Annotated in this window: 19 protein-coding genes, 3 tRNA genes and 1 pseudogene; 10 read left to right on the top strand and 13 right to left on the bottom strand. The window is 71.0% G+C overall.

What is annotated here, in order from left to right; all coding sequences use genetic code 11:
* Positions 1 to 123: 123 nt before the first annotated feature.
* From AOQ53_RS28935 to AOQ53_RS28920, 4 genes are all read left to right on the top strand, one after another.
* Positions 124 to 1,434, top strand: coding sequence for a deoxyguanosinetriphosphate triphosphohydrolase (locus tag AOQ53_RS28935; protein ID WP_059421723.1), 1,311 nt, complete (start codon positions 124 to 126; stop codon positions 1,432 to 1,434).
* Positions 1,435 to 1,622: 188 nt separating this feature from the next.
* On the top strand, positions 1,623 to 2,888 hold the full coding sequence (locus AOQ53_RS28930) for an NAD(P)/FAD-dependent oxidoreductase (RefSeq protein ID WP_059421721.1): 1,266 nt from the start codon (positions 1,623 to 1,625) through the stop codon (positions 2,886 to 2,888).
* 116 nt (positions 2,889 to 3,004) lie between these two features.
* Positions 3,005 to 4,927 carry a DNA primase gene (dnaG, locus tag AOQ53_RS28925; RefSeq protein ID WP_059421720.1) on the top strand — a complete coding sequence of 641 codons (1,923 nt, stop codon included), beginning with the start codon at positions 3,005 to 3,007 and terminating at the stop codon, positions 4,925 to 4,927.
* 86 nt (positions 4,928 to 5,013) lie between these two features.
* Entirely contained in the window at positions 5,014 to 6,306 is a 1,293-nt protein-coding gene (locus AOQ53_RS28920; protein WP_059421719.1) for an RNA polymerase sigma factor, read from the top strand.
* Between the two features lie 182 nt (positions 6,307 to 6,488).
* Here the strand turns inward: AOQ53_RS28920 and AOQ53_RS28915 are convergent, their stop codons facing one another.
* The 4 genes from AOQ53_RS28915 to AOQ53_RS28900 all read right to left on the bottom strand — a co-directional run bounded on the left by AOQ53_RS28915 (position 6,489) and on the right by AOQ53_RS28900 (position 12,151).
* Positions 6,489 to 8,417 (bottom strand): ABC transporter ATP-binding protein, encoded by a 1,929-nt coding sequence (locus AOQ53_RS28915; protein WP_059421717.1) that lies wholly within the window; start codon positions 8,415 to 8,417, stop codon positions 6,489 to 6,491.
* The gene (locus AOQ53_RS28910; RefSeq protein WP_059421716.1) at positions 8,417 to 10,150 is read right to left on the bottom strand and encodes an ABC transporter ATP-binding protein; all 1,734 of its coding nucleotides are present in this window, start codon (positions 10,148 to 10,150) and stop codon (positions 8,417 to 8,419) included. Before AOQ53_RS28910 ends, AOQ53_RS28915 begins: the two co-directional genes overlap by 1 nt.
* Before the next feature lie 102 nt (positions 10,151 to 10,252).
* Positions 10,253 to 11,698 (bottom strand): FGGY family carbohydrate kinase, encoded by a 1,446-nt coding sequence (locus AOQ53_RS28905; protein WP_063888994.1) that lies wholly within the window; start codon positions 11,696 to 11,698, stop codon positions 10,253 to 10,255.
* 147 nt (positions 11,699 to 11,845) lie between these two features.
* Positions 11,846 to 12,151 carry a hypothetical protein gene (locus AOQ53_RS28900; RefSeq protein ID WP_059421712.1) on the bottom strand — a complete coding sequence of 102 codons (306 nt, stop codon included), beginning with the start codon at positions 12,149 to 12,151 and terminating at the stop codon, positions 11,846 to 11,848.
* A gap of 158 nt (positions 12,152 to 12,309) precedes the next feature.
* Between AOQ53_RS28900 and AOQ53_RS28895 the strand changes: the two genes are divergently transcribed.
* The 4 genes from AOQ53_RS28895 to AOQ53_RS44930 all read left to right on the top strand — a co-directional run bounded on the left by AOQ53_RS28895 (position 12,310) and on the right by AOQ53_RS44930 (position 13,366).
* Positions 12,310 to 12,382 (top strand) — tRNA-Asn (locus tag AOQ53_RS28895).
* A gap of 5 nt (positions 12,383 to 12,387) precedes the next feature.
* Positions 12,388 to 12,460, top strand: a tRNA-Asn gene (locus AOQ53_RS28890).
* 188 nt (positions 12,461 to 12,648) lie between these two features.
* Positions 12,649 to 12,725, top strand: a tRNA-Ile gene (locus AOQ53_RS28885).
* A 497-nt stretch (positions 12,726 to 13,222) separates the two neighbouring features.
* Positions 13,223 to 13,366: a hypothetical protein gene (locus AOQ53_RS44930; RefSeq protein WP_167745777.1), complete on the top strand. Its 144-nt coding sequence runs from the start codon at positions 13,223 to 13,225 to the stop codon at positions 13,364 to 13,366.
* 243 nt (positions 13,367 to 13,609) lie between these two features.
* On the opposite strand, the gene AOQ53_RS28880 is transcribed toward AOQ53_RS44930, so the two are convergent.
* A complete protein-coding gene (locus tag AOQ53_RS28880; RefSeq protein WP_059421710.1) occupies positions 13,610 to 14,836 on the bottom strand; it encodes a serine hydrolase domain-containing protein in 1,227 nt (408 codons plus the stop codon).
* 331 nt (positions 14,837 to 15,167) lie between these two features.
* Positions 15,168 to 16,208, bottom strand: a complete 1,041-nt coding sequence (locus AOQ53_RS28875; RefSeq protein WP_078945559.1) for a GNAT family N-acetyltransferase — start codon at positions 16,206 to 16,208, stop codon at positions 15,168 to 15,170.
* Positions 16,209 to 16,271: 63 nt separating this feature from the next.
* Between AOQ53_RS28875 and AOQ53_RS28870 the strand changes: the two genes are divergently transcribed.
* On the top strand, positions 16,272 to 17,261 hold the full coding sequence (locus tag AOQ53_RS28870; RefSeq protein ID WP_059421706.1) for a LysR family transcriptional regulator: 990 nt from the start codon (positions 16,272 to 16,274) through the stop codon (positions 17,259 to 17,261).
* A 213-nt stretch (positions 17,262 to 17,474) separates the two neighbouring features.
* Here AOQ53_RS28870 and AOQ53_RS46685 read toward each other — a convergent pair.
* The 4 genes and pseudogenes from AOQ53_RS46685 to AOQ53_RS28855 form a co-directional block, all read right to left on the bottom strand.
* Positions 17,475 to 17,600, bottom strand: a pseudogene (locus tag AOQ53_RS46685) (antibiotic acetyltransferase); the annotation flags it as partial.
* Positions 17,601 to 18,127: 527 nt separating this feature from the next.
* The gene (locus AOQ53_RS46680) at positions 18,128 to 18,511 is read right to left on the bottom strand and encodes a hypothetical protein (RefSeq protein ID WP_167745776.1); all 384 of its coding nucleotides are present in this window, start codon (positions 18,509 to 18,511) and stop codon (positions 18,128 to 18,130) included.
* Positions 18,512 to 18,964: 453 nt separating this feature from the next.
* The gene (locus AOQ53_RS28860) at positions 18,965 to 19,594 is read right to left on the bottom strand and encodes a sulfite exporter TauE/SafE family protein (protein WP_236711853.1); all 630 of its coding nucleotides are present in this window, start codon (positions 19,592 to 19,594) and stop codon (positions 18,965 to 18,967) included.
* A gap of 66 nt (positions 19,595 to 19,660) precedes the next feature.
* Positions 19,661 to 20,686 (bottom strand): ketopantoate reductase family protein, encoded by a 1,026-nt coding sequence (locus AOQ53_RS28855; protein ID WP_059421702.1) that lies wholly within the window; start codon positions 20,684 to 20,686, stop codon positions 19,661 to 19,663.
* A 125-nt stretch (positions 20,687 to 20,811) separates the two neighbouring features.
* Here AOQ53_RS28855 and AOQ53_RS28850 point away from each other — a divergent pair, with 125 nt between their 5' ends.
* Positions 20,812 to 21,426 (top strand): RraA family protein, encoded by a 615-nt coding sequence (locus AOQ53_RS28850; RefSeq protein ID WP_059421700.1) that lies wholly within the window; start codon positions 20,812 to 20,814, stop codon positions 21,424 to 21,426.
* 29 nt (positions 21,427 to 21,455) lie between these two features.
* On the opposite strand, the gene uppS is transcribed toward AOQ53_RS28850, so the two are convergent.
* The 3 genes from uppS to AOQ53_RS28840 all read right to left on the bottom strand — a co-directional run bounded on the left by uppS (position 21,456) and on the right by AOQ53_RS28840 (position 23,977).
* Positions 21,456 to 23,225: a polyprenyl diphosphate synthase gene (gene uppS, locus AOQ53_RS28845; RefSeq protein WP_059421698.1), complete on the bottom strand. Its 1,770-nt coding sequence runs from the start codon at positions 23,223 to 23,225 to the stop codon at positions 21,456 to 21,458.
* 237 nt (positions 23,226 to 23,462) lie between these two features.
* Positions 23,463 to 23,603 (bottom strand): hypothetical protein, encoded by a 141-nt coding sequence (locus tag AOQ53_RS44915; protein ID WP_167745775.1) that lies wholly within the window; start codon positions 23,601 to 23,603, stop codon positions 23,463 to 23,465.
* 11 nt (positions 23,604 to 23,614) lie between these two features.
* Positions 23,615 to 23,977, bottom strand: coding sequence for a cytochrome c oxidase assembly protein (locus tag AOQ53_RS28840; RefSeq protein WP_269085478.1), 363 nt, complete (start codon positions 23,975 to 23,977; stop codon positions 23,615 to 23,617).
* Positions 23,978 to 24,221: the final 244 nt, after the last annotated feature.

Here is a 24,221-nt window from a genome sequence, read left to right as displayed (position 1 = left end):
CCCTAAGGGGCGCGGGGCTGTGTCGATACGCGGCTCCGCCGCGTGGGCGCGACCAGCCCAAAACCACCCGCACCCGCCCGAAAAACAAAACCCGGCAGACGCACAGGCGCATACTGTCGGCACATGGACGGCACCTCACAACACCTCCCGGCCTACGACCCGACGTCAGTCGACCGCTGGGCCCCGGAACCAGACAAACGCCCCGGCCGCACCGCCTTCCAGCGCGACCGGGCCCGGGTCCTGCACAGCGCCGCCCTGAGAAGACTCGCCGGCAAAACCCAAGTGGTCACGCCCGGCACCCTGGGCCCCGCCTGGGACGCCAGCCCCCGCACCCGCCTCACCCACTCCCTCGAATGCGCCCAGGTCGGCCGCGAGCTGGGCGCGGCCCTCGGCTGTGACCCGGACCTCGTGGAAGCCGCCTGCCTCTCCCACGACCTGGGCCACCCGCCCTTCGGCCACAACGGCGAACAGGCCCTCAACGAGTTCGCGGCGGACTGCGGCGGCTTCGAGGGCAACGCCCAGTCCCTCAGACTCCTCACCCGCATCGAGCCCAAACGGTTCACCCCCGAAGGCTCCGTCGGCCTCAACCTCACCCGCGCCGCCCTCGACGCCGCCACCAAGTACCCCTGGCCCCGCGGCGCCCACCCCACCGACCCGGCGTCCCGCAAGTTCGGTGTCTACGACGACGACCGCCCGGTCTTCGACTGGGTCCGCGAAGGCGCCCCCGGCACCCGTATCTGCTTCGAGGCGCAGGTCATGGACTGGTCCGACGACGTGGCCTACTCCGTGCACGACGTGGAGGACGGCCTGCACGCCGGCCACATCGACCCGAACTGCCTGCACGCGGAACCCGAACGGCAGGACATCTTCCAGGTCGCCCGCGGCCGGTACGTACCGGCGGACACCGACCCCGCCGAACTCGCCGAGGCCCTGGACCGGCTCCTCGCCCAGGAGTGGTGGCCGCACGGCTACGACGGCACCGCCGTCGCCCAGGCCCGGCTGAAGGACGCCACCAGCCAGCTCATCGGCCGCTTCTGCCTGGCCGCCGAGAGCGCGACCCGCACCGCGTGGGGGTACCACCCAGGCCGTTCAGGCACTGGGGGAGGCACCGGACGGCTCACCCGGTACGCCGCCGAACTGGTCGTCCCGCGCGGGACCCGGATGGAGTGCGCCGTCCTCAAGGCCGTCGCCGACCTCTACGTCATGCAGCGCGCCGAGCAGGAACGCCTGCGCGCCGACCAGCGCATCGTCGTCGCCGAACTGGCCGAGGCGCTCACCGCCCGCGCCCCGGACGGCCTGGACCCGCAGTTCCGTGCCCTGTTCGACCGGGCGCCGGACGACCGGGCCCGCAAGCGGGTGATCGTCGACCAGATCGCCTCCCTCACCGACACCTCCGCCCGTTCGCTTCACGCCCGTCTGACAGGGCACGCATGAGACTGACGGGGAAACCGACGGGAAACAGGGGACTACCCCCGGGAAACAGGGGACTACCCCCGGGAAACAGGGGGACACGGCACGCCCGATGGTGACCCTCCGTGGCCTGATCGGGTCACTCCCTCTTCCCGCATCACGCTCCGTGCGGGACGCTCGCAAGTGGCGACACCCTTACGAGGAGGCACCAAGTGGTCGACGCGGATCAGACATTCGTCATCGTGGGAGGCGGACTCGCCGGCGCCAAGGCGGCCGAGACGCTCCGGGCGGAGGGCTTCACCGGCCGCGTGATACTGATCTGCGACGAACGGGACCACCCCTACGAGCGCCCGCCGCTGTCCAAGGGCTACCTCCTCGGCAAGGAGGAACGCGACAGCGTCTTCGTGCACGAGCCCGCCTGGTACGCGGCGAACGACATCGAGCTGCACCTCGGCCAGACCGTCGACGCGATCGACCGTACGGCGAAGACGGTCCGCTTCGGCGAGGACGGCACCGTCGTCCGCTACGACAAGCTGCTCCTGGCGACCGGCGCCGAGCCCCGCCGTCTCGACATCCCGGGCACGGGCCTGGCCGGTGTCCACCACCTGCGCCGCCTCGCCCACGCCGAGCGGCTCAAACACGTGCTGACCAACCTCGGGCGGGACAACGGCCACCTCGTGATCGCGGGCGCCGGCTGGATCGGCCTGGAGGTCGCGGCGGCGGCCCGCGAGTACGGCGCGGAGGTCACCGTGATCCACCGCGGTCCGACCCCGCTGCACTCGGTCCTCGGCCCCGAGCTCGGCCAGCTCTTCGCCGACCTGCACCGCGACCACGGCGTCCGCTTCCAGTTCGGCACCCGGCTCACCGAGATCGTCGGGCAGGACGGCATGGTCCTCGCGGCCCGCACGGACGACGGCGAGGAACACCCGGCGCACGACGTCCTGGCCGCGATCGGCGCGGCTCCGCGGGTCGCTCTCGCGGAGGCGGCCGGGCTGGAGATCGCCGACCGGGCGCAGGGCGGCGGCGTCGTGGTCGACGAGCGGCTGCGCACCTCGGACCCCGACATCTACGCGGCCGGCGACGTGGCCTCCTTCCACCACACCCTCTTCGAGACCAGCATGCGGGTGGAGCACTGGGCCAACGCGCTGAACGGCGGCCCGGCGGCCGCCCGCTGCATGCTCGGCCGGGACGTGACGTACGACCGTGTGCCCTATTTCTTCTCCGACCAGTACGACCTCGGCATGGAGTACTCCGGCTGGGCGCCGCCGGGGACGTACGACCAGGTGGTGATCCGGGGCGACGCGAGCCGGCGCGAGTTCATCGCCTTCTGGGTGAAGGAGGACCGGGTGCTGGCCGGGATGAACGTGAACGTGTGGGACGTCACAGACAAGATCCAGCAGCTGATCCGCTCGAAGGCCCGGGTGAACACGGAGACGCTGGCGGACCCGCACGCGCCGCTGGACGGCCTCGCCTCATAGCCGTCAGGGGTGTCAGTTCTGGCCCGTGCTGCAATTCCCGGGGGCAACCCCCGGACCCCCGGCCGGGGGGCGGTCACCGCCGCAGGAGTGTCAGTTCTGCCCCGTAGAATCACTCCGTGGCTGGACGGATCAACGACGAGGACGTGAAGGCGGTACGGGACGCGGTCCCGATCGACGCCGTGGTGTCCGAGTACCTCCAGCTGCGCAACGCGGGCGGCGGCAACCTCAAGGGTCTGTGCCCGTTCCACGACGAGAAGTCGCCCTCCTTCCAGGTCAGCCCCAGCAAGGGACTGTTCCACTGCTTCGGCTGCCAGGAGGGCGGCGACACCATCACGTTCGTGATGAAGATCGACCACCTCTCCTTCTCGGAGGCGGTCGAGCGCCTGGCCGGCCAGGCGGGCATCACCCTGCGCTACGAGGAGGGCGGGTACAACCCCTCCCACCAGCGCGGCGAACGGATCCGCCTGGTCGAGGCCCACAAGATCGCGGCCGAGTGGTACACGGAACAGCTCGCGACCTCCCCCGAGGCCGACACCGGCCGGATCTTCCTCGCCGAGCGCGGTTTCGACCAGGCCGCCGCCGTCCACTTCGGCGTCGGCTACAGCCCCCAGGGCTGGGACCATCTGACGCGCTATCTGCGCGGCAAGGGCTTCACCGACAAGGAGATCCTGCTCTCCGGGCTCGCCCAGGAGGGCCGCCGCGGCCCCATCGACCGCTTCCGCGGCCGCCTGATGTGGCCCATCCGCGACATCGGCGGCGAGGTCGTCGGCTTCGGCGCCCGCAAGCTGTACGAGGCGGACAACGGTCCCAAGTACCTCAACACGCCCGACACGCCGATCTACCGGAAGTCCCAGGTCCTCTACGGCATCGACCTGGCGAAGAAGGACATCGCGAAGACGAGCCGCGCGGTGGTCGTCGAGGGCTACACGGACGTGATGGCCTGCCACCTGGCCGGGGTGACGACCGCCATCGCCACCTGCGGCACGGCCTTCGGCGGCGACCACATCAAGATCCTCCGCCGCCTGCTGATGGACAACGGCTCGGCCCGGGTCATCTTCACCTTCGACGGCGACGCGGCCGGCCAGAAGGCGGCCCTGCGCGCCTTCGAGGACGACCAGAAGTTCGCCGCCGAGACGTACATCGCCATCGCCCCCGACGGCATGGACCCCTGCGACCTGCGTCTCGCCAAGGGCGACGAGGCCGTGGCGGACCTGGTCGAACCCCGCACCCCGCTCTTCGAGTTCGCCCTCCGCCAGATCGTCGTCCGCTACGACCTCGACACCCCCGCGGGCCGCGCCGCCGCCCTGGACGAGGCGGCCCCGATCGTCGCCCGCATCAAGAACAGCGGCGCCCAGCACGAGGTCGCCGTCCAGCTCGCCGGCATGCTCGGCATCCTCGACACCCAGTTCGTGGTCAAGCGCGTGGCGCAGCTGGCCCGCTGGGCCCGCGACCGCGGCGGCAAGGGCCCAGCCCCGGACCGGCAGCAGCACGGGTCGCGGCAGTACGCCTCCGGCCAGCCGCCCGCCGCCCCCCGCGGCCCGGCCCTCAACCTCCGCAACCCCGTCTACGCCACCGAACGCGAACTCCTCAAACTCGCCCTCCAGCGTCCCGAGTTGGTCTCCCCGGCCTTCGACGCGTACGGCGTCGACGAGTTCACCGCCCCGCCCTACGCCGCCGTGCGCCAGGCCATCATGGACGCCGGCGGCGCCGAACTGGGTGTCGTGGACCCCCAGGACTATCTGGTGAAGGTCCGTGAGGCCGCCCCGGACGACGCGGTCCGCGCGATGGTGACGGAACTGGCCGTCGAGGCGATCCTGCTGCACAAGGGCGTGAAGGGCGTCGACGAGACCTACGCGGGCGCCCAGTTGGTCACCGTCCGCCGCCGCGCCGTCGAGCGCCGCATCCGCGACATCCAGAGCCAGCTCACCCGCCTCGGCAGCCACGGTGACCCGGCCCAGCTGGCCGCCGTGCAGAACGAACTCTGGGTTCTCCAGCAGTACGACCAGGCCCTGCGGGAACACGGCGCCGCCGCGCTCTGACGTCACCGCGCGGTCACGGACGGGAAGCAAAAAGTCATCGCACGCCCCTCGTGGCGACGATGTGTCTTCCCCCACACTGGGTTCCGGTGCCTGAGTCCTCGGAGCGCGGCCGATCCGTCCCCGACGGGTCCCAGATCCCCGCGGTTCCGCTCATCGCGTACGGGACGGACAGCGGCGAGGCCGTCGACTCCGCCCCCGAAGTACCGCTGCCGCCCGCCTTGGCAGCGATCATCCTGGAGGTCGCCCCCGTGCAGACCCAGACCCTCACCCAGACCGACGTCACCGGTGCCCTCGGCGCCGACGGCACCGCACCGGACGCGGAGGACGACGTCCTTCCCGCGGTCCCGGCGCAGGGCCGCGTCGTGCTCCGCCCCGAGCCGGAACCGGAGGAGCCGCCCGCCGAGGCCATCGAGACGGCCGAGGCGCCGGAAGCCGTCGAACCGCCGCCGGCCCGCGCCGACACCAGCGGCCCCTCGTCGGACCTGTTCCGCCAGTACCTGCGGGAGATCGGCCGCATCCCCCTGCTCACCGCCGCCGAGGAGGTCGAACTCGCCCGCCGCGTCGAGGCCGGCCTGTTCGCCGAGGAGAAGCTGCGGCTCGCCCCCGACCTGGACAGCCAGCTGGCGCTGGACCTCGACCGGCTCGTCGTCATGGGCCGGATGGCCAAGCGGCGGCTCATCGAGGCCAACCTGCGCCTGGTCGTCTCCGTCGCCAAGCGCTACGTCGGGCGCGGGCTGACCATGCTCGACCTCGTCCAGGAGGGCAATCTCGGGCTCATCCGGGCCGTCGAGAAGTTCGACTACGCCCGCGGCTACAAGTTCTCCACCTATGCCACCTGGTGGATCCGCCAGGCCATGTCCCGCGCCCTGGCCGACCAGGCCCGCACCATCCGGGTCCCCGTGCACGTCGTGGAGCTCATCAACCGGGTCGTCCGCGTCCAGCGCCGCATGCTCCAGGAGCGGGGCTACGAGCCGACGCCGGAGGAGGTCGCCGCCCACCTCGATCTGCCCCCGGAGCGCGTCAGCGAAGTCCTGCGCCTCGCCCAGGAGCCGGTGTCGTTGCACGCGCCCGTGGGCGAGGAGGACGAGGTCGCCCTCGGCGACCTCATCGAGGACGGCGACGCCACCAGCCCGGTCGAATCCGCCGCGTTCCTCCTCCTCAAGGAGCACCTGGAAGTGGTCCTGTCGACGCTGGGGGAGCGGGAGCGCAAGGTCGTCCAGCTCCGCTACGGCCTCGCCGACGGCCGCCCCCGCACGCTGGAGGAGATCGGCCGCATCTTCGGCGTCACCAGGGAACGCATACGGCAGATCGAGTCGAAGACCCTGAACAAGCTCCGCGACCACGCCTTCGCTGACCAGCTGAGGGGCTACCTGGACTGAGACTGAGGGGCTACCTGGACTTGAGAGGGGGGGCCGCCCGTCCCGGCGGCCCCCGCCCATCCGGTCGACTTCCGCCGACCTAGTGCCCCGGCAGGCAACGTTCGCCCCGTCGCGACGCCCGGCACGCCCTCTCGCCGCACCGGACGCCGCTCCTTGACGGGCGAACGTTGCCTGCCGGGGCCCTAGTCGACTTCCGCCACCGCCTGCGCGAACTGCGCCCTGTAGAGCCGGGCGTAGGCCCCGTCCGCCGCCAGCAGCTTCTCGTGCGTGCCCTGCTCCACGATCGCACCGTTCTCCATCACCAGAATCGCGTCCGCGTCCCGGATCGTCGACAGCCGGTGCGCGATGACGAACGACGTCCGCCCGTGGGCGAGTTTCGCCATGGCCTTCTGGATCAGCACCTCGGTACGTGTGTCGACCGAACTCGTCGCCTCGTCCAGCACCAGGATCACCGGGTCGGAGAGAAACGCCCGGGCGATGGTGATCAGCTGCTTCTCGCCCGCGCTGACCCCCGCCCCCCCGTCGTCGATCACCGTGTCGTACCCGTCCGGCAGCGTACGGATGAACCGGTCCGCGTGCGCGGCCCGGGCCGCCTCCTCGATCTCCCCCCGCGTGACGTTCCGGGCGGCCCCGTACGCGATGTTCTCCGCGATCGTGCCGCCGAACAGCCACGTGTCCTGGAGCACCATGCCGACCCCGGCCCGCAGTTCGTCCCGGGACATCCGCGCGATGTCGACGCCGTCGAGGGTGATGCGCCCGCCGGTGACGTCGTAGAACCGCATCAGCAGGTTCACCAGCGTCGTCTTGCCGGCACCCGTCGGGCCGACGATGGCCACCGTCTGTCCGGGCTCGACCTTCAGCGACAGATCTTCGATCAGCGGCTTGTCGGGGTCGTAGCGGAACGACACGTTCTCCAGCGCCACCTGCCCGCGCAGTTCCTCGGGCCGCATGCCCGGCACCGGATCGGCACTCTGCTCCTCCGCGTCCAGCAGCTCGAAGACCCGCTCCGCCGAGGCGACACCCGACTGCACCAGGTTCGCCATGGACGCGACCTGCGTCAGCGGCATGGAGAACTGCCGCGAATACTGGATGAAGGCCTGCACATCACCGATGGACAGCGAGCCCGAGGCGACCCGCAGCCCGCCGACGACCGCGACCAGCACGTAGTTGAGGTTCGACACGAAGAACATCAGCGGCTGCATCACTCCGCTGTTGAACTGCGCCCGGAAGCCTGCCTCGTACAGCGCCTCGTTCTGCTCGGCGAACTGCTGTGCCGACTCCTCCTGCCGCCCGAACACCTTCACGAGCGCGTGCCCGGTGTACATCTCCTCGATGTGCGCGTTGAGCATGCCCGTCGTGCGCCACTGCTGCACGAAGTGCGGCTGCGACCGCTTGCCCACGCGCCTGGCGACGACGAACGACAGCGGCACGGTCACCAGCGCGACCAGCGCCAGGATCCAGGAGACGTAGAACATCATCGCCAGCACGCCGATGATGGTCAGCACCGAGTTGATGAGCTGCCCCATCGACTGCTGGAGCGTCTGTCCGATGTTGTCGATGTCGTTCGTCGCGCGGGACAGCACCTCGCCGCGCTGGCGCTTGTCGAAGTACGACAGCGGCAGCCGGGACAGCTTCGTCTGCACGTCCTCGCGGATCCGGAACATGGTGCGGTTCACGGCCCGGTTCACCAGCCGCGTCGCCACCGCCATCAGCAGCCCGGCCACCGTGAACACGCCCAGCGCGAGCAGCAGCACGTTCCCCACGGCCGTGAAGTCGATGCCCTTGCCGGGGGTGAAGTCGGTGCTGCGCAGCATGTCGGCGACGTCACCGTCCCCGCGCTGCCGCATGGAGTCGAGGACCTGCTCCTTGCTCGCCCCGTCCGGCATGTCCCGCCCGACGATGCCCGCGAAGACCAGGTCGGTCGCCTTGCCGAGGATCTTCGGCCCGACGACGTTGAGGCCGACGCTGAGCACCACGCACAGCAGCAGCAGGCAGATGGTCAGCCGCTCCGGCCGGAACTGCGCGACGAGCCGTTTGCCCGACCCCTTCAAGTCCAGCGAGCGCTGGTCGGGGCCGCCCCCGGCCATCATCCGCCCCATGGGCCCGGCCATCAGGCAGCCTCCGCTTCCGTGAGCTGGGAGAGCACGATCTCCCGGTAGGTCTCGTTGTCCGCCATCAGCTCGTGGTGCCTGCCGGTGCCGACGACCCGGCCCTCGTCGAGGACGACGATCCGGTCGGCGTCCCGGATGGTCGCCACCCTCTGGGCGACGATCACGACGGTCGCCTCGGCGGTCTCCTGCGCGAGCGCGGCCCGCAGGGCGGCGTCCGTGGCGTAGTCGAGCGCTGAGAAGGAGTCGTCGAAGAGATAGATCTCGGGCCGCTGCACGAGCGTCCGGGCGATCGCGAGGCGCTGCCGCTGGCCGCCGGAGACGTTCGTCCCGCCCTGGGCGATCGGCGCGTCCAGCCCGCCCTCCAGCCGCTCCACGAAGTCCCTGGCCTGCGCCACCTCCAGCGCGTGCCACAGTTCCTCGTCGGTGGCGTCCGGGTTGCCGTAACGCAGGTTGGTCGCCACCGTGCCCGCGAACAGATACGGCTTCTGCGGCACCAGCCCGACGGTCTTCGCAAGCAGTTCCGGGTCGATCCGCGCCACCTCGACCCCGTCCACGAGCACCTGCCCGTCGGTCGCGTCGAACAGCCGCGGGACCAGCCCGAGCAGCGTGGACTTGCCGCTGCCGGTCGAGCCGATGACGGCGGTCGTCTCGCCCGGCCGGGCCACCAGGTCCACGGCCCGCAGCACCGGCTCCTCGGCCCCCGGATAGCAAAAGCCCGCCCCGCGGAGCTCCAGATGACCGTGCCGGAGCAGCTTTCGCACGGGCGCCGACGGCGGCACGACGCTCGACGAGGTGTCCAGCACCTCCTGGATGCGCTCGGCACACACCTCCGCGCGCGGCACCATCATGAACATGAAGGTGGCCATCATCACGGACATGACGATCTGCATCAGATAGGCGAGGAACGCGGTCAGGTCACCGATCTGCATCCCGCCGCTGTCGATGCGGTGCGCACCGAACCACACCACGGCGATCGACGACAGGTTCACCACCGTCATGACGATCGGGAACATCAGCGCGAGCAGGTTGCCGGTGCCCAGCGCGAAGTCCGTGAGATCGGTGTTGGCCTTCCGGAAGCGCTGCTGCTCGTACTCGTCCCGGACGAAGGCACGGATGACACGGTTGCCCGTGATCTGCTCGCGCAGCACCCGGTTCACCGTGTCCAGCCGCTCCTGCATCGACCGGAACAGCGGCCGCAGCCGCCGCACGATCAGCGTCACGCACAGGCCCAGCACCGGTACGACCGCCACCAGCACCCCGGACAGCGGCACGTCCAGGCCCAGCGCCAGCACGATGCCGCCCACGCACATGATCGGGGCCGACACCATGAGCGTGAACGTCATCAGCGCCAGCATCTGCACCTGCTGGACGTCGTTCGTCGTACGGGTGATCAGCGACGGCGCCCCGAAGTGACCGACCTCACGCGCGGAGAACGACTGCACGCGGTCGAACACGGCCCCGCGCACGTCCCGCCCGAGCGCCGACGCCGTACGGGCGCCGTAGTACACGGCACCGATGTTGCACACGACCTGGACCAGCGAGATGCCGATCATCAGGGCGCCGTAACCCAGGATGTAGCCGGTGTCGCCGTTCACGACACCCTGGTCGATGATGTCCGCGTTGAGTGTGGGCAGGTAGAGCGTGGCGCAGGTCTGCAGGAACTGCAGCAGCACCAGCAGGGCGATGGGCCTCTTGTAGGGCCTGAGATGGGTCCGCAGGAGTCGTATGAGCACGCTGCTTCTCTCAGAGTGGACGACGGGGCGGTTGGTTGCCCCTGGCCCCTATCGTCGAACACTCCACCCGCGTTACCTCAACCGAATTAACCCAACAGGCGGTCAAAAGGCCCCGGGGTGGGTCTGCTCCCGCACCGACACGAACTGCTGCCGCACCGCCTGCCCCACGGCCAGTTCCTCCCCGGGCTCCAGTACCTGCGCGACCGCGCCCTGCCAGGACGGCGGCGTCCGCGCGTCGAGCGAGCCCTGGGACGTCCCGAGCGCCCAGGCCGCCTGCCGGGCCGCCCCGATCGCCGCGTAGTCCGCCGGCTGCGGCACCACGACCTGCGTCCCGAACAGCGAGGGCGCGGCGGCCTGTACGGCGGGCAGTTCGGCGGCCGGCCCGAGCAGGAACACCCGCCGCACCTCCACGCCCCGGGCGCGCAGCACGTCCAGCGCGTCCGCGAGCCCGCACAGCATGCCCTCGAACGCGGCCCGCGCCAGATGCTCCGCCTTCATCGACTCGCGCCGCAGGCCCGCCAGGGTCCCGGCGGTGTGCGGCAGGTTCGGCGTCCGCTCGCCCTCCAGATAGGGCAGCAGCACCAGCCCGTGCGCCCCCGGCGTCGACTTCATCGCCAGCTCGGACAGGCTCTCCAGATCGGGCAGCCCCAGCAGCTCGGCGGTCCCGCGCAGCGTCCGTACGGCGTTCAGCGTGGTGACGACGGGCAGGTGCATGCCGGTCGCGTCGGCGAGGGCGGTGATCATCCCGGAGCCGTCGACCAGCGCCTCGGGGTGCACGGCCATCACGGACCCGGACGCGCCCAGCGACACGACCGCGTCCCCGAGGCCGATGCCGAGCCCGAACGCCGCCGCCATGGTCTCGCCGGTTCCGACGGAGATCAGCAGCCCCTCCGGGGTCCTGCCGGCCGCATCGGCCGGGCCGATCACCTCCGGCAGCATGGCCTGGTGCCCGAGCGCCAGCTCGACGAGGTCGGGCCGGTAGGCGCCGGTCGCCGCCGACCAGTACCCGGTGCTGGACGCCCCGCCCCGGTCGGTGGTCCTGCGGATCGGGCGGCCCAGCAGCTGCCACACCAGCCAGTCGTGCGCCTGGAGGAGGATCGCGGTGCGCTGCGCGTTCTCGGGCTCGGTCCGGGCCAGCCAGCGCAGCTTCGTCACCGGCTGCGCGGCCTGCGGCACACACCCCACCGCCTGAGCCCATGCCTCGCGCCCGCCGAGCGCGTCGATCAGGTCGGCCGCCGCGACCTGCGTGCGCTTGTCGCCGCCGACCATCGCCGGCCGGACGGTGTTGCCCTGCGCGTCCAGCGGCACGACGGCGTTCTGCTGCGCCGAGACGCCGATGGCCTGCACGCCCTCCAGCAGGCCGCCGCCCGCGGCCTCGCCCAGGGACAGCAGCCAGGCCTGCGGGTCGACGTCGGACGGCCGGCCGCCGTCGGGGCTCTCCACCGGATGCGGTGCATATCCCTGCCTGAGCACGGCTCCGGTGTCCATGTCACAGACGACGATACGAGTGAATTCGGGTGAACTGTCCAACCCGGCGACTATCCCCATGGCCAAAATTCTGCCGTACCGCTGCGCTGGCTTGAGCCGTGGGCGCCGTCGATCTTGGCGCCGGGCTTCGAGCGCGGCCTCGTTGTGGCTGGTCGCGCAGTTCCCCGCGCCCCTTTCAGGGGCGCGGTTCTTCCCGGCGTCGGAAGATCACGTATTGCTCGTGCCCCAGTCGTCCTCGCCGCCGTTGTGGGTGGCTCGGTCGCGAAGGTGGCGGACTCGGTCGGCCACCGATTCGGGGACACGGTCGCCGACCCTGTCGCTCACCACGTGGTACGCCTTGCCCGCGAACTCGCGGCCCTGCTGGGCCGCCGACTCCGCGGTGTTGCGGACGGCGGGGTTCTGCGCGAACTGGCGGGCCGACTTCTTGAGCTGTTCGTAGCGCTCGCGTCCGGCCCTCGTGCCCAGCACGTAACCCAGGACGACTCCGGCGACGAACGTGAGCCGGTAACGCATGGCGGTCACCCTTTCTTTGCCTAGGTCTCCGGTGCGGCGTCGGCGCCGGGGAGTACCGATTGGCGGAGCACCCCCCTGCTTGCGCTAATGTATGTGTCGCAGCGAGCGCGCGCCCCCTGGCGAATACCCAGGTAGGTGCGTTCGATGCAACGAGACCTTCCTCGGTAGCTCAATTGGCAGAGCAGCCGGCTGTTAACCGGCAGGTTACTGGTTCGAGTCCAGTCCGGGGAGCTCGGTCCTCCGTAGCTCAATTGGCAGAGCAGCCGGCTGTTAACCGGCAGGTTACTGGTTCGAGTCCAGTCGGGGGAGCACGCTGAACGAGGACCCCGCAGGGGTCCTTTTTCATGTCCGTTCCGATCTCCTGGGAACCGCGCGGCGCTGGTCGCAGTCCTCATGGTCACGAAGGCCGTGCGAAGCCGACCACACGAAGCAGGAGATTGTATGAGCGGCTATGCTGCGGCAGACGGCGCGCACACGTGTACGCGACACGCCGCTATGGGGCGGTAGCTCAGCCGGTTAGAGCAGCGGACTCATAATCCGTCGGCCGTGGGTTCGAGTCCCACCCGCCCCACCACTGCACGTCGCTGACCTGCAGAAACGTCTCTTCCGGGCCGCCGGAACCCCCACTCGGGCTCAGCGGATTGAATCCGCTGCTCGCGAGTTCGGCGGCGAGTCGACGGATGGCGGTATGCGCTGCGTTGACCTGCGTGAATGTGCCGGGAGCATGGTGCGGTAGAGGCTCAGCAGCGGCCTGAATGAGGAGCCAGGGGCGATATTGAGGACGCTGTGAGGACGCAGGTATCGCGAAGGGTGGCTGCGAGGCGCCTCGGCCGACTCCACCAAGCTGTGGCCGGCCGGAGCGAGGAGCCTGCTGAGGGGCCCAGAGGATCTTGATCGTCGGGCAGGACGCCTTGGCGCCGGGCATGGTTCGCGCCCCTGCTCGAGGCGACGACCGGCAGTGGGAGCAGCTCGCCGGCTTCTCGCGTAAGACGCCCCGGCCAACGCGCTTGCGGCGTACCTGCGGCTGGTCGAGTCATTGAAGGGGCCACCGGGGACCGCGTCTACGAGCGCATGGCGCGGCCGCTGCCGCATGCCCGCGCCTGCCATCTGGCGCTGGGCATCGAACACGAGTGCACCGTGTATCTCGCCTCCCTGCTGGTGGAGCTCAAGCGCAGGCGCAAGCTGATGACCATCCTCGACCGGCACGGGCTGTGAACCTGTAGGGAAACGGTGCAGGCGGGGGACGGGGGAGCGGCACGTTATCCGGAGGGCGTGTTAGCCGGTCGTGGGTTCGAGCCCCACCCGCCCCACCATGCAGGGCCCTGACCTATGGAAACGTTTCATCGAGCGTGCGGGTTCAGGGCTTTGAGCCAACGGTCCGCGCATGTGGACCGGCCACGCCGAGCTCAGCGGGCTCGGCGTGGCTCGGTTCGCGGTCTACCGGGAGCGAGTTCGGTGTCAGTCGTCGATCGCCTGGTAGAGCGTGGTCCAGAAGTCGTGGATCAGCCGCGCCGAATTCGGGACTGACATCGCGACCTGGGTAAGCAGGATTCCGGTGAGCTGGTTGCCCGGGTCGGCGTAGGTCGAGGTGCCGAATCCGCCGTCCCAGCCGAACTGGCCGATGGGCGCGTAGTCGCCACGGTAGGTGCGCACCGCCATCCCGAAGCCCCAGCCGCCGTGCTGCCCTTGGCCGAATGACACATGGACGTTGTTGGTGGCCATGGCGTATCGGGCGGCCTGTTGCTCGGGCGTGAGGCGGTTGGTGGTCATCAACTGGACGGCGGGCCGGGACAGGATCCGTTCGCTGCCGTGCATCCCGCCGTTGAGCAGCATCCGGAAGTAGGCGTGGTAGTCGTCGACGGTGGAGGCCACATCGTTGGCGGCCGACTGGAACTCCCGAGACCGGCTGTAGCGTCCCCCTTCGGCCTCGTCCCACACGATGAACTTTCCTGTCTCCGGGTCGGGGGCGTAGCAGGGCGGCAGCCGGTCGATCTTGTCGGCGGGCACATGGAGACCGGTGTCGGTCATGCCCAGCGGGTCGAGGATGCGTTCGCGCAGGAACTCCTCGAACGGCTGGCCGGTGACCCTGGCCACCAGAACGCCGAGCACATCGATGCTGATGTGGTACTGCCAGTGCTCTCCGGGCTGGTGCATCAGCGGGAGCGTGCCCAGGCGGCGCATCCACTCGTCCGGTCCGGGCGCCGGGGCTCCATGGCCGGTGAGCTCCAGCTCGAAAACTCTGCCCATGATCGGAAAACTCATCGCCGTCAGATCCATGCCGAGCCCGAACGTGGAGGTCAGCAGGTCCCGTATGGTGATCGGCCGCCGCGCCGGCACGGTGTCGTCCAGCGGGCCGTCGGGCTGCTTCAGCACCTGCCGGTTGGCGAGTTCGGGCAGCCACGTGTCTACCGGGTCGTCCAGCCGGAGCTTGCATTCATCCAGCAGGACCATCACCGGTGCGACCGCGAGCGGTTTGGACGTGGAGGCCATCCGGAAGATCGTGTCCCGGCGCATCGGCGCGCCACCGTCATGGCACATCGTCCCGAGCGCCTCGACGTGCGTCTCCTCGCCCCGGCTGAACAGGGCGACGAGCCCGGGAATCTTCCCGGACTCGACATGCCGTGCCAGCACGTCGCGCATCCTGCGCAGCCCTGCTTCGGAGAAGCCGCTCTTGTTTTGTCCCATCATGAATCTCCTTGTGTACGGTGTTCGATCTGTCGGACCCGCCCCGGCCTGGCGCTCATCCCTCGACGCCGGTCTGGAACAGGTGCCCTCGGCGGTGACATCGAGCGCGGCTCGGGCCGGGGCCGGGACGGGTTTCGGGGTATTCGGCGATGAGGTGCCGGACGTAGCCGTCCGTCGGGGGCCAGAAGCCTCCCGGCCCCGTGGGGTCGCCGCCCGCAAGGATGCGAGCAGAGCGGCGAACTGCTCCGGGGCGAGACCGGAGAGCTTCGGGTGGCCGGGCTCGGTGAGGGTGCGGACCTGCCGGTCGAACTCGGCTGCCGGTCGAAGGCGGTCATGCGGGTTCCTCTCGTTCGGTTCGTTCGGTGAGTGCGAGCTGGTACTCGTAGGTGGTGCGCAGGCGGCGGAAGCCGAGCTGTTCGTTGACCGCGAGCATGTGGGTGTTGTCCGCGGCGTTGCCGGTCTCGACCTCGGTGACCTGCGGGTACTCGTCGTGCAGCCTGCGCAGCATGTGGGCCTTGAGCCATACGCCGAGGCCGTGGCCGCGGTGGGCGGGCACCACGGTGGTGTCGTACTGCTGGGCGCGTGCGGCAGTGCCGCCGGGGATCACGACCTCGGTGAAGCCGGCGACTTCGGCGTTCTCGGCGCCGTGGACGGCGGCGACGGTCAGCAGGGTGTCGCCGCGTCCGGTCACGACCGCAGCCATGGCGCGTACCCGCTCGGCGTCCCAGGCGACCGAGCCGTGGTCCAGGTCGCCGGTGGGCATGTCGTTCATGGCGGTCTTGGCGGCGGCGAAGGCGTCCGCGAGCGCGTCCGGCACGGTGCCGTGCCACTCGGCCGTGCGGTAGCCGGGGTGCTCGGCCGTGGTCAGTTCGTCGAGCCAGCCGCGGTGCACCTCGCACAGGGGCAGCAGGAGGTGGTGCAGGGTCAGAGCGCGGCGAAAACCGTGCCGTACGCAGAACAGGTCGGCGGGGCTGCACGCGGGTGCCTCCGCGATCAGGCTGCGGCACCCGGCCGATGCCGCTTCGGCGACCATGGCGGACAGCAGCTGCGTGCCGATGCCGCGGCGCCGCGCGTCGGGTCGTATGTGCAGGTCAACCTCAGCCAGGTGGTCCTGGCCCTCCCGGTCGAACAGGCGCAGGGTGGCCGCGCCGACCGCTCGGCCGCGGCTCCCGCCGTCGTCCTCGTACGCGAGCCAGGCCAGCAGCCTGCTGCCCGTTCCCGGCCCGGTGAGCCTCGCGTGCTCCTGTGCACGGGTCGGCGGGGGCACGTCGGCAAGGTCCTCGGCCATCGACGCGGTGACGACCTCGCACCAGGCGTCGGCGTCGGCCTGCGAGACCGGCTCGACGCGGACGATGCTCGCTGGTGTTCCCATGAGCTCGGTGATCTCCTCGGATTAAGGTCCTTGCGTAGCGTTGGTCTGTGGGGGAGGGGCGGCATGGAGCTGCGGGACATCGAGATCTTTCTGGCACTGGCGGAGGAACTGCACTTCGGGCGGACGGCCGAGCGACTGCACATCACCCAGGCCCGGGTCAGCCAGGCGATCGCCAAACAGGAACGCCGCATCGGCGCCGCGCTGTTCGAGCGGACCAGCCGCCGGGTCGCGCTCACCCCGCTGGGCGAGCGGTTACGTGACGATCTGAAGGCCGGGTACGAGCGCATCCGCGAGGGTCTGGAGTCCGCGAGGGAGACCGCGCGGGGGGTGCGGGGCTCTCTGCGGCTCGGGATCTTCGGTTCCAACGCCCACGACCTGGCGCCAGCCACGAGGCGGTTCCGGGAGCGATACCCGGCGTGCGGTCTCTCCTTCCACGAGGTGCGTTTCACCGACCCCTTCGGGCCGCTGCGTGCCGGGGACATCGACCTGCAGACCTGCTGGCTCCCCGTGCGAGAGCCCGATCTGACCGTGGGTCCGGTGGTCATGGCGGGACCGTTGTCCCTGATGGTGTCCGACTCCCATCCGCTGGCCGGTCGCGAGCGCGTCTGCCTGGAGGACCTCGCGGACTGCGCCCTTCCGGCGATCCCCGAACCGGCGCCCAGCTACTGGGTGGGGGCCCTCGAGCCCTTCCACACGCCGAGCGGGCGGCCGATCCCCCGGGGGCCGTTGGTCACGACCTTCCAAGAGGTCGAGGGTTTCGTCCTCTCCGACGACCTTGCCGCCGTGGTGCACGCCGACGGCCCCCGCTACTACCAGCGCCCGGGCATCGAGTACCTCCCGATCGAGGACGCCCCGGTCGGCCGGTGGGCGCTGATCTGGCGTACGACGGCCGAGACCGAGCTGGTCCGGGCTTACGTACAGTCAGCCGAGGACGTCCTGGACGAGCTGCCTCGCGATGCCCTCACCCCGTCTCGCCCCGCAGGAGGAGCTCCCCGCCGGGCGGGAGCGAACCCCAGGGCGTCCAGCGGGGCCACAAGGGTGGCCTCCTCATAGGCGAAGTGCCACTCCAACCGGCTTATGAGCACATCGAGTTCGTCCGTAACCCCGGCCGGGCCCCCGACCTCCAGCCGCTCCAGCCGCTCCAGCCGCTCGGCCGCGACGGCCTCGATCTCCGTCGGGGTGCCGGACATAATCATGCGGACGTGCTCGGTGACCAGTTCGACGGGTCAGTGGGCCGGCCGGGTTGCCGCCGACGACCGTGTACGGCGGCAGGTCGTAGTACGTGAACTCGCCGACCTCGGTGCGCGGATCGGTGACCAGGGGTTTGAGGAGTACCACGCGCTCGTGCTCCGGCAGGGGGTGCGGCACGGTCGGGTCGGGGATCGTGGACATGACCTCCACGATTCCCGGCCTGGACCAGCTGATCAACGACGGGTTCGGGAAGGATCCATAATCCTTGGCTTATCGATCGCGCCCCGGCTGGTGGTGCGCCCGCGGCCTCCGTCCCGTCGGCCACGGCTCGCCGTGCCGGGCGGCAGGTCCGAGGGGTGCTCGGTGAAGGCGTGCTCGGCGGCCGCGACGAAGACCCGGATCGGAGGGTCTCGCCTGTGACACGCCACGTATGAGCCCACCCTCCCAAGGGGGCGTCGCGGATGCGCCGGTAGCCGATGGCCGGCCAGGAGCTCACCGCCCGCAGCACCGAACCGGACCGCTGGAGGCTGCGCTGGATACCCTGACCGCTGCCAGAGGGACCCTGGCCCGCGCCCTCAGCACCCCCTGGCGGCTCAATCTGGCTGCCACCACCTACGAAGAGCACCGTCAAAACTCCCTCGCCTACTTCCACCATCCGGATCGACTGCCGTCGAGCAAGACGCGTGAGAGCGACCTCATGCCAGGATTCTTGTGCACCACCGAGTGAGTTACAGGGCTCCAGGCCACCCGGGACAGGGCGTCGGCACGTCGACCCCGTCCAGGTACAGGGCCTGCTGGGCCGGGGTCAGGCCGCCGTCAGCGAGGCGGCACAGATCTGTGCGCCAATCGGTGGGCGAGACTTCCCACAGGCCGAGGTTTCCGTCCGGGCGGATGGTCGCGACCCGGGTGCCGTTCTCCACCAAGGCCAGGTGGGTGAGTTGTCCTCTGGGGACAGTGGCCATCGGCTCTTTCCACGAGCCCAACAGGCGTCCCGTGGCGAGGTCCCAGAGCAGAAGCTGGTTCTGGCTGTCGGCTTCGTCCGCGCCCTGCCTGACGCCGTCCGTGTGCTGTACGACGACACCTTGCTCGCGAGCGACGACGTACTCGCTCATGCCGCTCACTGTGTTGCCGCCGTCCAGCGGCTGGTGACGATCAGGATCAGACCGGCGGACGATCTCGCCCCTGTCCGCAGAATCTCCCAGGACCAGATACTCACCGTCGTCACTCACTGAGAGTGTGCTCAGCGATCGGTCTGTTTGCGTTCGCCACAGAGCTGCCGGGGCGTGCAGCCCGTCGCACCGCCACACGGTGACGGTCCAGTCGCTCTCCTGCCCGCTCGGGGTGGCCACGGCGAAGTAGCGGCCATTCACCGCGGTCTGTGGGTAACCAGAAAGGGTGGACAGAACGCGCCGTCCGCCTGCCCACACCGCCGTCACCGTGGACGGTCCGCTGTCCATGGAGCCGGGATTGCTGCGCTCGTTGACGATCCGGAATCCGCCGATGGCGGAGGTCAGCATCCGGCGTTTGGCGGCACTGTCGCCGCGAGCCGTGTGATCGGCAACATCTCAGCGCAGCAGGAGCTGCACCATCGCGATGATGCCCACGGCGACGATGACGGCGCGGAGGGCGGTGGGCGGGAGGCGGCGGCCGACCTTGGCGCCGATCTGTCCGCCGAGGGTGGAGCCGACGGCGATCAGCAGGACCGCCGTCCAGTCGAACTCGGCGACGACGAGGAAGAAGCAGGCGGCGACGCCGTTGACGACGGCTCCGAGGATGTTCTTGACGGCGTTGACGCGCTGCAGGTCCTCGTCGAGGAGCAGGCCCATCAGGGAGAGGTACAGGACCCCTTGGGCGGCGCCGAAGTAGCCGCCGTACCCGCTCGCCAGGAGCAGTCCGACCAGGAGGACGGGGCCGCCGTACCGGCGGCCGGTGGTGCCGTTGTCCGCGCGGCGGCGCTGTACGGATTTGGCGAGGCGTGGCTGGAGCAGTACGAGCACGAGCGCGAGAGCGATCAGTACGGGGACGATCGTGTCGAAGGCCTCGGAGGGCAGGGCGAGGAGCAGGACGGCGCCGCCGAGTCCGCCGACGAGAGCGGTGAGACCGAGGACGAGTGCGCGGCGGCCCTGTCCGCGGAGTTCGGCGCGGTAGCCGAGGGCTCCGCTGAGGCGGTCGAGGGGCTCGCACCGATCATGCACGATCAAGGGCATGGCCGAGCGTGGGAGCTCAGCATGTGGGTTCCGCAGGGAGGTTCAGAACGTGGTTCAGGCGGTCGTCGGGGCGGAGTTGCCCGTCCGTGTCGCCGCGATGCGCCTGCTCAGTTCCTCGGCCGTCAGGCTGCCCGGCTCCCGGCTGCGGCCCACGCTCTCCCGGGCGGCGTGCTGCAGGGCCGCGTTCACCGGGGCGGGCACGCCGTGCTCCCGGCCGAGCAGCACGATCTCCCCGTTGAGGTAGTCCGTCTCGATGGATCCCGCTCCCCGCGCCAGGCTCTGCCAGGACGAGCCGCGAGTGCGCTCGCCGGCGATCGGCTGCGGGTCGACCGTCCCACTGCGCAACTCGGTGATCTCGGCCTCGCTCGCGTAGGCGATGCCCGCGGCGTCGAGGACCGCGGCGCCCTCGGCCTTCGCCCGGGCGACCAGATCCTGTGCGGTGGCGTCGGAGGCGGAGCCGCACACGGCCTCGACCACGTTGGCGAGGTTGCCGAGGAGTTTGCCGTACTTCCAGCGCATGACGTCCGTCACCACCGGAGCCAGCAAGTGGGCCTTCTCCAGATCGTCCGCGATCCGCCGGGCGGTCGCGTCCGAGCCCGTCCCGTACCGGCCGATGACCAGGGCGCCGGTGTACGGGCCGCAGGGCGCGACGACCTCGCCCGGCTTCAGGTAGGTGCTGGGCAGGACGACGCACATGCCGTACACCTCGTGGAAGCGGCGCAGTGCCAGGCGCTCGTTCTCCACTCCGTTCTGGGCGCACACCAGAGCCAGGCGTTCGCCCGCCGTGCCGCCGCCCGCCACCGGCCGCGCGGCCCAGGCGTCCAGGGCGGCCACGCTGTCCTGGGTCTTGACGGCGAGTACGAGCACGTCGTCCTCGCGCAGTTCGACGTCCTCGGGCCGTGCCGCCACGGGCACGTCGAGGGTGAGCGTGCCGGTGGGGACCTTCAGCCGCAGCCCGTTGTCGCGCAGTGCCTCGAAGTGCGCGCCGCGGGCGACCAGGACGACGGACCGTCCGCTTTCGTGCAACCGCCCCCCGATCGAACCGCCGACCGCCCCGGACCCGATGATGATGTAGCGCATTCCGCTCCCCCTTGGTACGACGCCGCCACCGTACCCCGCAGGCGTTCTTCCCCGGCCGGGCCTCCCGCGATCACTGGCTGGAACCAAGTGGCGTTCTCTGGTGCCTTGTTGCTTGGATCCCCGGTGTGACTTCTCCATTCAAGGACGTTCCTCCCACCACCCTCGCCGACCTGCTGGGCCGTGCACAGGTCATGGACACCGGCATCCGCCCGCTGTGGAACTCGCCCCGCATCGCGGGTCCCGCGTACACCGTGCGGTGCGTGCCCGGCGACAACCTGATGCTGCACGCCGCGATCTACCGCGCCGAGCCCGGCTCGGTCATCGTCGTGGAGTCGGGCGACGTGGACTACGCGCTGGCCGGCGGCAACGTGTGCGCCGTCGCCCAGCGCCGGGGGGTCGCGGCCTTCGTGGTCGACGGTGTCATCCGCGATCTCGGTGAGGTGCGCGAGGCGGGTTTTCCCGTCTTCTCACGCGGTGTCATACCGATCCCCGGAACCAAGAAGAAGGCCGGTGCGCTCGGTGAGCCGGCCCGTGTCGGCGGCGTGCTCGTGCACCCCGGCGACATCGTGGTCGCCGACGAGGAAGGCGTCGTCGTCACCCCCGCCGCCCGCCGGGAGGAGATCCTCGCGGCGGCTCGGGCGAAACTGGCCAAGGAGGCCGAGGAGTCCCTCGACGCCTGGGAGGCGAACCACCGTGCCCGTATCGAGAAGGCGCTGAGCGACGAGGGCTTCACCGGCTGACCGGACTCCCTTTTCCCGGGTCAGGGTGTTCAGGATGGTCCGCCCTGGAGTCGAAGCTCATCTCCGGGGGTGTCCACCGGGGCGGTGCCGTGGCGGCGTTGACGGTGGGTGTACGCGGTGATCGCCTGCCACAGGTGGCGGCGGTCGGTGTCGGGCCAGAGGGCCGGCGTGAAGTGCAGCTCGGCGTAGGCGGTGTGCCAGGGCAGGAAGTTGGAGATGCGCTGCTCGTTGCCGGTGCGCCAGAGCAGGTCGACGTCCGGCATGTCCGGCCGGGGCAGGTGCCGGGCGAAGTCCTCCTCGCCGATCAGGTCGGGATCGAGGTGACCGGCCCGGACCCGGCGGGCGAGGGCGGCGGCGGTGCGGGTGAGCTCGTCGCGGCCGCCGTAGTCGATGCACATCGTCAGCGTCAGGCCGGTGCGGGTGCGGGTGCTGCGCTCCCGCAGGTCGAGGAGGTCGGACAGGTCGGGCGGCAGGCGGCCGGTGCGGCCGTGCCAGCGCAGCCGGACGTCGAGGTCGTGGAAGGGGTCGTCGACGAGCTCGCGGCGCAGGAGGTCGAGGATCGCGCCGACCTCCTCGGGATCGCGGTGCCAGTTCTCGGTGGAGAAGGTGTAGAGCGTCAGGTGCCGCAGGCCGATGTCCAGGGCGCCGTGCACCACCTCGCGGACGGCGGTGGCGCCGGCCCGGTGTCCCTCGTGCCGGGGCAGGCCGCGCTGCTGGGCCCAGCGGCCGTTGCCGTCCATGATCACGGCGACGTGGGCGGGGAGCCGGTCCGGCGGGATGTCCGGGGGCCGATGGCCGCCAGGGTGTGGCGGCGGGGGCCGGAAGCTCCGGGTTCGTGCCGTCCGGTCTGCCGGGGGCGGGCTGCCGTGCCCGGCGGGCCGTGCGGGCGGCACCGTCAGCGCAGTCAGGCTCCAGGCCAGGGCGGCGCGGGCCCGGGCGGGGACGAGGATGCGGGCCCGGGTGCCGAGCGCGGGCCGGGGCGGGCGCCGCAGGAGGGCCGGGCCGGCTGAGCCGATCGCGTCGAGCTGGGCGCGCAGCAGGGCGGCCATGGTGTGCAGGACGGTGGCGGGCCCGGGGTGCATCCCACGGCTGAGACCGTCCTGGCTCACCCACTGGCGGGCCAGGCCGGTCAGCTCTGTGACCAGGGCGGCGACGGCGGGGCTCCAGCGCCGGTGCGCCAGGTCGTCCGCGGCCCCGGGGTAGGGCCGCAGGGCCTCGTCGGGCAGGAGGAGGTCGCCCTGGGCGAGGTCGGCGGACAGGTCGGTGAGGATGTCCGTGAGCCGGACGCCGTCCAGGAACTGCTCGTAGGTCTCCCGGGTGTCCAGACGCAGTGCCACAGGGACGCCGGCCCGGTCGAAGAGGGTGCGGACCTGGCCGAACCAGGGCAGCAGGTTGTCCCGGCCCCAGGTGCGCCACGCGGCCCAGTCGGCGAAGTGCCTGCCGTGGGTGTCGTCCCGGACCTGGACCATGGCGCCGTGCAGTTCGGACAGGTCCAGCCGCCAGCGCGCCGCGGTGTCCACCAGGGCGTGGCGGATCGGGTCCGGGCTTGTGCCGACGGGCAGTTCGCGGTGCAGGGTGGTGATCCACTCCTCGACCCGGGCGGCCCGTTCGGCGGCGGGCGCGGTGCGGTCGTCACCCAGGTCGTCGAGCGCGTTGGCCGCCGCCCACAGGGCCCAGCAGGCCGGGCGCAGCACCGCGGGCACCAGCTCGATCAGCGCGTGCTCCGCCGGATCCTGCTCCCTGGTCCGGCGCCGGCACAGCCCGTAGGCCGCCCGCAGCGCCGGATCGTCGCCGATCACCGCGCGCGCGGAGGCCGCTCGCCGGATTGCCCGTCGGGTGTTCGCGGGAGGTACGTCGCTCACAACGAGGACGGTACGTCAGGTTGCGCGGCGGCCAGTGCATGTGGGCCGGGCCGCGTCGGGCCAGGCCCTAGGTGTGCTGTTCGGAGAGGTTGGTGACGCGGCTGGCTGGGGTGTGTCCGTAAAGCCCCGGCGTCCGCCCGCAGGGCAGGCGGGACTTTACGGACCCGCCCTAGACTAGGAGTCGGTGTCGTCCTCCTCGGTGGTGGTGTCGTCGCGGTCGCCCTCGGCCTGGGACGGGGTCGGGGTGGGGGCGGGGTTCGTGTCCTGGTCGTCCTCGCGGTCGCCTTCGGCCTGGGACGGGGTCTGGTCGCTCATCGTGTGGCCCCTTATGCCGGTGCAGGCTGCCGGGTACCCCGGTGGGTCCGGAGCGATCGGCCCTGCGCGCGGTACCACTGGGAGGCCGGCAGCAGGGCCAGGGCGATCTCCACCGCGTCACCGCCGTAGTACCTGGGCTGCGAGGCGAGGTGCAGGTCGCAGGGGGTGTAAGCGGTGCCCGGCGGGCCCGTCACCCACAGGCTCTCCGCCAGGACGGCGTGGGCCGCGGCGGCCGCCAGGAGCGTGCCGGCGCGCACGGCGAAGCCCGGCCGGTGGCGGATCGGGTCCACGGGAAGCGGGGCGAAGGTGAAGAGCGTTCCGGCGAGGAAGAGGTGCAGTGAGAGCAGGGGGCTGAGATGCGGGGACGGCGGCAGGGGAGCTCGGTGGAGGAGCCACAGACCGCCGATGCCCGGGGCCGGTGTCCGATGGGTCCCAGAGACCGGTGGGTCGGGTTGGCGTCGACCGCTGGTTCTGCCGGGGTGGTCGGCTTCCGGGGATGGAGGGCGGTCGGGCCTGGTTTGGGGTGCGCTTCACCCGGGGTGATGGGCGGTGGGTGCGGGAGGGACCGGTGGGGTGGGGTGGCACCGGCCGTTGGGGTCGCCCGGGGTGGTGTCTGGT

Source organism: Streptomyces azureus (assembly GCF_001270025.1).
In the GTDB taxonomy this organism is placed as follows: domain Bacteria; phylum Actinomycetota; class Actinomycetes; order Streptomycetales; family Streptomycetaceae; genus Streptomyces; species Streptomyces azureus.
The sequence above is the reverse complement of the archived record's forward strand: the minus strand, read 5'-3'. Positions and strand labels throughout refer to the sequence as shown.